General features: G+C 38.3%; 4 protein-coding genes. All 4 read right to left on the reverse strand.

Features of this window, described 5'->3' with window-relative positions; translation table 11 throughout:
• Positions 1-15: 15 nt before the first annotated feature.
• Entirely contained in the window at positions 16-2247 is a 2232-nt protein-coding gene (locus tag QZ379_RS02125) for a glycoside hydrolase family 3 N-terminal domain-containing protein (protein WP_291557785.1), read from the reverse strand.
• 82 nt (positions 2248-2329) lie between these two features.
• Positions 2330-3931 (reverse strand): glucoamylase family protein, encoded by a 1602-nt coding sequence (locus QZ379_RS02130; protein WP_291557787.1) that lies wholly within the window; start codon positions 3929-3931, stop codon positions 2330-2332.
• Between the two features lie 40 nt (positions 3932-3971).
• Entirely contained in the window at positions 3972-5471 is a 1500-nt protein-coding gene (locus tag QZ379_RS02135; RefSeq protein WP_291557790.1) for a RagB/SusD family nutrient uptake outer membrane protein, read from the reverse strand.
• Between the two features lie 15 nt (positions 5472-5486).
• Complete coding sequence (locus QZ379_RS02140) at positions 5487-8531, reverse strand: TonB-dependent receptor (RefSeq protein WP_291557792.1); 3045 nt, start codon at positions 8529-8531, stop codon at positions 5487-5489.
• Between the last annotated feature and the right edge of the window lie 305 nt (positions 8532-8836).

Below are 8836 nucleotides of genomic sequence, written 5' to 3' on the forward strand. Positions count from 1 at the left end.
CTTTTAAACCTTAAATTACTTTAATGTAAACACCGTCTTGTTACCTGTCTGGCTTGAACCTCCAATATACAAATCGAAATCGCCCGGTTCCGAATCCCTCACCATATCGGCATTATAGAATTTCAGGAGTTCATCCGTGATTTCAAAAGTCACATCAACAGTCTTGCCTGCCGGAATATTCACCTTCTTGAACCCTTTCAGTTCCTTCAGCGGACGGCTTACCGATGCCACCTGGTCGCCGATATACATCTGAACCACTTCGTCACCGTCACGTTTTCCGGTATTGGTAACCTTCACTGTAGCCTTGATTACCCCATCCTTTGTCATAGAGTCTTTGTCAAGCTCTATATTAGAATAGCTGAACGAAGTATAACTCAATCCATATCCGAACGGATAAAGAGGAGAATTAGGACTGTCCAGATAGCGTGAAGTAAATCTTACGTTTACATTCTCAGGACGTCCGGTATTCAAATAGTTGTAATATACAGGTATCTGTCCTACAGAACGAGGGAACGACATTGTAAGCTTTCCTGACGGGTTATGGTCACCGCTCACAACGTCTGCAATAGCCGGACCCGCCATACTGCCCAGATGCCATACTTCCAGAATTGCATCGAACTTCTTTTCTTCATCTGTCAACACCATAGGACGACCGTTATGCAGCAGAAGAACCATAGGCTTATTCACCTTTGCCACCTCGTCTATCAAGTCACGCTGTATCTTTGCCAGACGGATGTCAGTCTTACTTGCAGCCTCACCGCTTTCGAATTCCTGTTCACCCATACACATCACTACCACATCAGCCTGACGCACCGCAGCCACAGCCTTTGCAAACTTGCTCCTGTCGTCACCTTCGTACCAGCAACCATCTTCGACTATGATTCTCGAATCCGGAAATTCCTTTAAGAAAGCCTCATATATAGGAGTCACTGTTTCTTCCCTTCCGGCTGTATGCCATGTTCCAAGATGATTTCTCTTATTCGTAGCCATAGGACCTATCAGAGCGATAGTTTTGGTATTCTTCGAAATAGGAAGAACCTCATTATCGTTCTTAAGGAGTACGATACTGCGTTTTGCCACTTCGTGAGAAGCCTTGAAGAACTTAGGATGCTTAAGCACTCTCTTCGCTCTCATAGTGTCGCAATATCTGTAAGGGTCTTCAAACAGGCCGAGTTTGTATTTCATATTAAGCACGTTCCTACATGCCCTGTCAATGTCTTCCATAGAAATAAGTCCCTTTTCATAGTTCTCTTTAGAATAATTCATAAAGATGGCAGACTGCATATCCATATCAACCCCGGCTCTGATTGCCTGTGCTCCGGCATCGGCAGAATCTCTTACCGTTTTGTGGTTTGTAAGTTCAAAGATGCCTGTATAATCTGTTACTATCATACCGTCGAATCCCCATTCATCGCGGAGCACGTCAGTCATAAGCCATTTATTGGTTGTAGCAGGCACACCGTTTATATCGTTGAAGGCACACATCACTGTCTGGCATCCTTCATCTACGGCAGCCTTATATGGTGGAAGATAAAACTCTCTTAGCTGACGTTCACTCATATCCACTGAGTTATAGTCGCGTCCACCTACCGGAGCACCATAAGCTGCAAAATGCTTAACGCAAGCTATCAATGTAGCCGTGTCGGCAAAGTTCTCGCCCTGAATACCCCTTACCTGGGCACGTGCTATTTCCGAGCCGAGAAAAGTATCCTCACCGGCCCCTTCAGCCACACGTCCCCAGCGAGGATCCCTCGCTATATCCACCATAGGAGCAAAAGCCCAATGCAAGCCGTCAGCAGCAGCTTCTTCAGCCATTGACCTTGCTGCCAGTTCCACCATTTCCATGTCCCAAGAAGATGACATAGCAAGTGGCGTAGGGAATGTAGTCTTATATCCGTGTATCACGTCATAACCAAACATCAACGGAATACCAAGGCGCGAGTTTTCAACCACTTCCTTTTGAAGACGGTAAAGGAAATCGCAAGTCAATGCATTGAAGAACCCACCCACATGACCGTCTTTGGCTTTATGTGCATAGTCGTTGTTAGACACCGGACCGGTAACATCCCACCAGCTTGAGATAAGGGTACTCTGTCCGATTTTCTCTTCAAGCGTCATTTTCGACATCAGGTCGGAGACGAACTTGTTCATTTCAGCGTCTTTATCGTTACCTTTATTTGTATCACACGATACTACACAAAAAGGTAACAACAAACAGGCTGTCTTAATATACTTATCTAATTTCATATACACTTTGTATTGAATAACATTTAAAGTCCCGACAAATAATAGAGTTACAATGTGCCGGGACTATCTATCAGATATTTAATTAAAAGTTATATTTCGAAGAAGAAAATCCTAATTTTTTAAGACCTTTCCTAACATCTTCATTCTGCATAAAGAGTTTCCAAATAATACCAGAACGATAGTTCTCTATCATTACAACAATAGGACCCTGATCTATAGCCAGATGACTTTTGGCGACTTGTTTATCTTCTTCTTTTACTCCAAGATTAATAGCATCATAAAAACCATATTCGCCCCACATTTTATCTTTCAAATCATAATAAAGGTAATCCATAACTTTCAAGCATTCTTCAGGAGCATATGGGATAGAAGCCAAAGCTCCTGTAGGAGCAACAGTCCCGTTATCATTACCTCCCGGTGCATGAGCAAGGTATGTAGCTACAGGACAATCAGAAGCTGTAAGTCCCCAAAGATTTTCAGAATATCCTTTATGCTTTTTAGGATTGTCAATACAATATGCACGATTTATCAATACATGAGCTTTATTCTGTTCAAAATAATTATTACAATATGTATCACTTAGTCCATTAGGGTCAAGTCCCATAAAAGAATAGTGAGCAAAGAAAAGAGGTCCGCCCATTTCCCCATCATTACCGAGAGGAAGAGTAATATCATAATAAGTCTTTCCGTTTCTCATTGCACCATCGTTGGCATATCCTCTGTCATAAACAGCTTTTTCTATTCCATGAGTTGGAGATGCTGCTGCAAGGACATAGCTCATCAAGCCTTCATTCCAGCCAGAAATGCCCATATTCATAGCAAAGTCATATTGTCTTGACCAATGCCAATAAAGTTTGTTTTCATTCTTTGTATAATGTTTCCAGTCAACTTTTCTCCATATAGTATTTATATCAGCAGCTAAAGCTTTTTCTTCAGTATCTCCATTCTTAAAATACTCATAAGCTACTATAAGTCCTTGCATTAAGAATGAAGTTTCTACCAGATCTCCACCATTATCTTTTTCACTAAATGGTTTAACTTGTTTAGTATTACCAAAATACCAATGTGCATAAGCTCCGTGGAAAGTTTCTACATTCTGCAGAAAGTCTGTAATTTTACGGATCTGATTATAGGCATCTTTACGAGTAATAAATCCTCTTTCAGAGCCGGCTATAATAGCCATTATCCCAAATCCTGTACCACCCGTAGTTACAACATCCATATCTCCCTGTTTATTACTTCTTTCGCGAGCCAATCCACAATCCGGATGAGCAAAGTCCGTAAAATACTTCAAAGTATTCTTTTGAACTTCGTCCATTAACTCATCAATTGTAAATGTTCTAAGAATCACGCTCTGCTGCCTTCTTAAAACATCTGCCGCAAAGGCATATTCACCTGCTTTAACCATACGATATGTAAGACGTGTACCACCTTTCAAATCATCTACCTTATCAACATAAGAAGATTCGTTTGTGGCTTCTACTATTTTTTTGTATGGTCTGTCATCTATCGCACGCCAAATATCGTATGACTGTTTACTTTCATTCTCCCATTTCAGTTTAACTTGAGAACCATCAGCCACAGCCTGGAAATACAAAGCTGTTTTTTCAGTCTGCATTTGAAGTCCCTGTTCATTACAATTGATAAACAGGAAACTTAAAAGTGTCATTAATAAAATATTCATGTATTTCATAATTTTGTTTTTATTCGTTCAATAATATTAGTTAGTAACCAGGATTTTGTACTAAAACTCCTTCACCCTTATCTATTTCTGTCTGAGGTATAGGATAAAGTTCATGTTTACCTTTTACAAACTTTTCAATCTCATCACCTGCTATACCCCAACGAACTAAATCATAGAAACGTTCAAATTCAAGAGCAAGTTCCACTGTCCTTTCATGGCGGATAAATTCACGCAATTCATTTTGATCAGAGGTTTCTCTTTTAGGCAATACAGAAGTATTACCGCCTCTTGCTCTGTTTCTAACCATTTCAAGTTTTGCGAGAGCTTCAGGCAACTCATTAAGTTCACAACATGCTTCTGCATAAACCAGCAAGATATCGGAATAACGTATCAAACGAATATTTTTCCATTTGCCATGATCTTTCTGAGTTCTACCTTTTATTTCATATTCAGCTTTCTTTGCATATGCTTTCTTATTAAACATACCTGTTGACTGTTCATCGGCTTTTAAGGTATATCCATCAATTACATCACCATTTTTTAATACAGTAGCATTCAATCTTGGATCTCCCTCTTCAAATCCTTTTATTAAATCCTCAGTCGGATTATTGAATCCCCATCCAAAATCCGGCACACCGCGAAAACCCTGCACTTCACCAAACTGAGAATCCATATAAACTTTGTTTGCATGATCAAGTTCACAGTTTATTTCCAAAACAGATTCCGGTCCGAATTCTTTATCTTCATCAAATATCAAATCAAAAGGAGTTGAAATGTCATTATCACCGGATTTTATAATATCTAAAGCAAACTTTTTAGCCTGTGCCCAATTTTTCTGATATAAATATGTTTTGGCAATAATAGCACGTGCAGCATTCTGCGTAGCTCTTCCGGAATTTCCTGAAGAAATCAAATCAAGGCGTGTAGGTAATATATCTATTACTTTTTCAAGATCCCCTATATACTTCGCACGAAGTTCGTCAACATTCATTCTTGCTGGAGATTTTTCATTCTTACCAAGAAGTTTGTCTATATATGGAACATCTCCAAAAGCCTGTGTAAGACGATAATACATCAAACTACGTATAAACGTCACTTCAGCCTTATATTTTTCAATTTTATTCTTATCTGCATTTTCTTCAAGCTCCATCTCTCCAATAAATCCCACAGCCTCGTTAGCAGAAAATATAGTACTATAACAAGTATTATAGAAATCAGCAATTAAGCCATTCGACGGATTATAAGACATACTTTCAAATGACAACATATCATTGCCACCGTCAGACTGAGTACTTCCCTTATAGGATTCTTTAGTAGGATAATTATTCATCGCCAGATAAGGCCAAACAGCTCCCCAGCTACGTAGTTTACCGTATGCTTCCTGAATTTTTGCTTCAACTAGTATCTCCGGTTTAAGCTGACTATTTTCAGGCATGTTTTCACTATGCCACTTTCCCTTAGGATACTGATCCAGAAAACTATCTGCACAAGAGCTCAATAAAGCTCCAACGCATATCATTGTTAATATTATATGTTTCATATCTTACTATCTAAATTAAAAGTTAAATGATAAACCTGCTGTCACTGTTGTAGGTATAGGATAAGTATCTCCATTATCAACTCCACCTTCCAAAACACCTCCACCTACTTCTGGAGTAAATCCTGTATTCTTTTTGAAAGTATATAAATTCTGTACATTTGCATAAAAACGGATTTTAGACACTTTCATTTTCTTCAAGATTTCTTTTGGTAATGTATAACCCAATTGTACTCCACGGATACGGAAGTATGACCCGTTCTCAAGCAAGTTAGTAGAAGGCAAGAAATTATGACTTCTTGTATTATCCAATATTGGTTCAAAATTGGAAGTACCTTCACCATGCCATCTGTCAAGGGCAGACTCATAGAAATTGAAGATAGTGAAATCACTTAACTTCTTCTTATTAAGAATCTTATTACCATATACTCCATTCATATCAACAGAGAAATCAAAACCTTTATAAGAAAGATTAAGATTCAGTCCATACATAAACTTTGGCATCGGATTTCCGATGAATGTACGATCTTTATCAGTTATTTTTCCATCACCATTCAAATCTTTATAACGAATATCTCCCGGACGGTTTTCCCATGATGTTTCCTTATTATAAGCTTTAATCTCTTCCTCGTTTTGGAAAATGCCATCTTGAATATAACCGTAGAATGAGCCTATAGGATGTCCGACTGAAGTACGATGATAAGTATATACTATATCAGAATTGTTATCTCCAAGTTCCAATACCTCATTATTTAAGGTAGAACCATTTAAGCTGACTCCATATTGTAAATCCCCTACCTGATCATTCCAACTAAGCATAAACTCAAAACCGTTGTTACGAATAGAACCAGCATTAGTTATCGCATAACCACCGCCAACTGTTACAGAAGGCGAAACATGAGCAAGAAGATCTCGTGTAGTCTTGACGTAATAACCAATCTCCGCACTTAATCTATTACCAAAAAATTTAGCATCAGCCCCTATATCAAAACCACTCATCACTTCCCAATGTATATTCTTGTCTATCTGATAGTCAGCGAGAGGAATATAATAAGTCTGTCCATCTATAACAACCTGCTGCCCTATTGGGTTTATTGTTGGAAGCCACAAATAGTTTCCTATCTTATCATTTCCTAATTGTCCCCAACTCATTTTTAATTTTAAATAATCCAAGAAATCTTTCGTTGATGACATAAAATTCTCTTCACTCATAACCCATCCGGCACCTACAGAAGGGAAGTATCCCCAGCGATGGCTTGGAGCAAATTTAGAAGAGCCGTCAGCACGGAACGTAGCTGTCAAAAGATATCTATCTTTATAAGCATAGTTTACACGTGCCAAATATGATATAAAAGCTTCAGAATCATAAGAATCACCATTTGATTTATTTTTTGGAGAACCTTGTGACAACATCCAGAAATCTTCAGGAACTACATTCATATCCTTACCTCCTATAGTATCTGCTGCTGCAGTAAAACCTTTAGAACGTTTCAGATATGCAGTATAACCAGCAGTAGCATTTATACGATGCTCATCAATTTGTTTCTTATAATTCAAGATAAAGTCAGCCTGATACTTCTCATACTCAGCTGTTCCACGCGAGAAAGAATTTGTTTCTTTCTTTTGTGAAGATATTGATGTTTCATTATTAACATCATATTTTGGGTCAAAATTACTGTTATAATTCACTCCCAAATCGGCATAACCAGTTGCCTTAAACTGGAAGTCTTTCAAGAAATTCACTTCAATATATGCATTTCCGACACCTCTATAACCATAACTTTCATCTGTTCCCTTTTGAAGTTCCATAGTTGCAACCGGGTTGGCTACATCCTTTTGTATAGAAGGTGAAGGAGTGTATTTACTACCTGGATTTTCAGAGTCCAGATCTTCCTCAAAGCCGTATGGCGAATAAGTAGGAATTGCATGAGTCGCTTCCCAAAGATTTGCACTTTGTCCCGACTTGCTCCAACGACTCAAAGTAATATTAGAACCTATTTTTACATGTTTTGAGACATTATAATCACCAGCATAACGCAAATTATAACGATTGTAATTGTCATACTTCAATACTCCGTCCTGATAAAAATAACCGGCAGACAAAACGCTTGAAGCTTTTTCAGAAGAATTTGCTATAGTAAGAGAATGGCTTGTAATTGCAGCCGGACGCAAAACAAGATCAACCCAATCAGTGCCTTCACCAAACAAATCCGGATACCATGCGCGGTAAGGTTTATCTTCGGTTGCCTGATTTTTCAACAGCTCGTTGTAAAGCCCTGTAAACTGATTTGCATTGGTAAGTTTTACACGGTCATTTTCTGCAACATACTGAACGCCACCGTAACCATCATATGAAACAGTCATTTTACCTTCCTTTGCACGGTTTGTAGTCAGTATTATCACACCATTAGCGCCTTGTACACCGAATATGGCGAGTGAAGACGGGTCTTTCAACACTTCAATAGATGTGATATCACTCGGACTAAGGAAGTCGATATTGTCTGTAAGCATACCATCTACAACAAAAAGAGGATTTGTACTTGAGTTAAGTGTTCCAACACCTCGCAGACGGATAGACGCACCACCTCCGGCAGAACCTGTATTAGTAACCATCAAACTTGGCACTTTACCTTGCAATGCATTTACCGGGCTGTACTGAGGAGCGTTTTTCAGGTCTTCACCACTAATGGATACAATAGAACCGGTCAAATCTCGTTTTTTAGATGTACCGTAACCAACGACTACCACATCTTCCAGACTCAAAACATCAGCTTCCATCACCAAATCATGTACACAAGATTTAGTAACTACAAATGTTTTTGTTTTCATTCCTACAGAAGAAAAGATTAACACACTTCCCTTTTGCAGACCATTCAACTCGTACTGCCCGGTAATATCGGTTACAGTACCACCGGTAGTACCCTGGATAAAAACGGTAACACCGATAAGTCCTTCACCGGTTTCCTTATCAGTAATAGTACCTTTAACTGAAAGTCCTTCCTGAGCATACAGGAAACAAATACTTAAGAGCATCATAAAACTCATTAAGAACGTCTTTCTCATAATATAAAAGATAAAAAAATTAATAATAAAAAATTCACAACACAACAACTGTGCTTTTCACTGCTGCAAATATATATTTGATTACCGCCACCTGCAAATCAAAGTTTTTCACAAATACACATCTTTCATAAGCAGCCTGCCTATGTATATATCATAAATACATCAAATATATATAACCATCTAATATACAGTAACATAAAGAAGCAAAAATATAAATTATAAAGAAAAACAGAATATAGAATTATAAAATTTAATATTGTATTAATAAGTTTTTTTTGTATAATTGCATATCCAAACCTATATAT

This window comes from Bacteroides sp., assembly GCF_019417265.1.
Taxonomy (GTDB): Bacteria; Bacteroidota; Bacteroidia; order Bacteroidales; family Bacteroidaceae; genus Phocaeicola.

What these genes read in the sequence shown, in the direction of transcription:
- QZ379_RS02125 (WP_291557785.1), bottom strand. Translation starts at nt 2,247, where the DNA reads ATGAAATTAGATAAGTATATTAAGACAGCCTGTTTGTTGTTACCTTTT.
- QZ379_RS02130 (WP_291557787.1), bottom strand. Translation starts at nt 3,931, where the DNA reads ATGAATATTTTATTAATGACACTTTTAAGTTTCCTGTTTATCAATTGT.
- QZ379_RS02135 (WP_291557790.1), bottom strand. Translation starts at nt 5,471, where the DNA reads ATGAAACATATAATATTAACAATGATATGCGTTGGAGCTTTATTGAGC.
- QZ379_RS02140 (WP_291557792.1), bottom strand. Translation starts at nt 8,531, where the DNA reads ATGAGAAAGACGTTCTTAATGAGTTTTATGATGCTCTTAAGTATTTGT.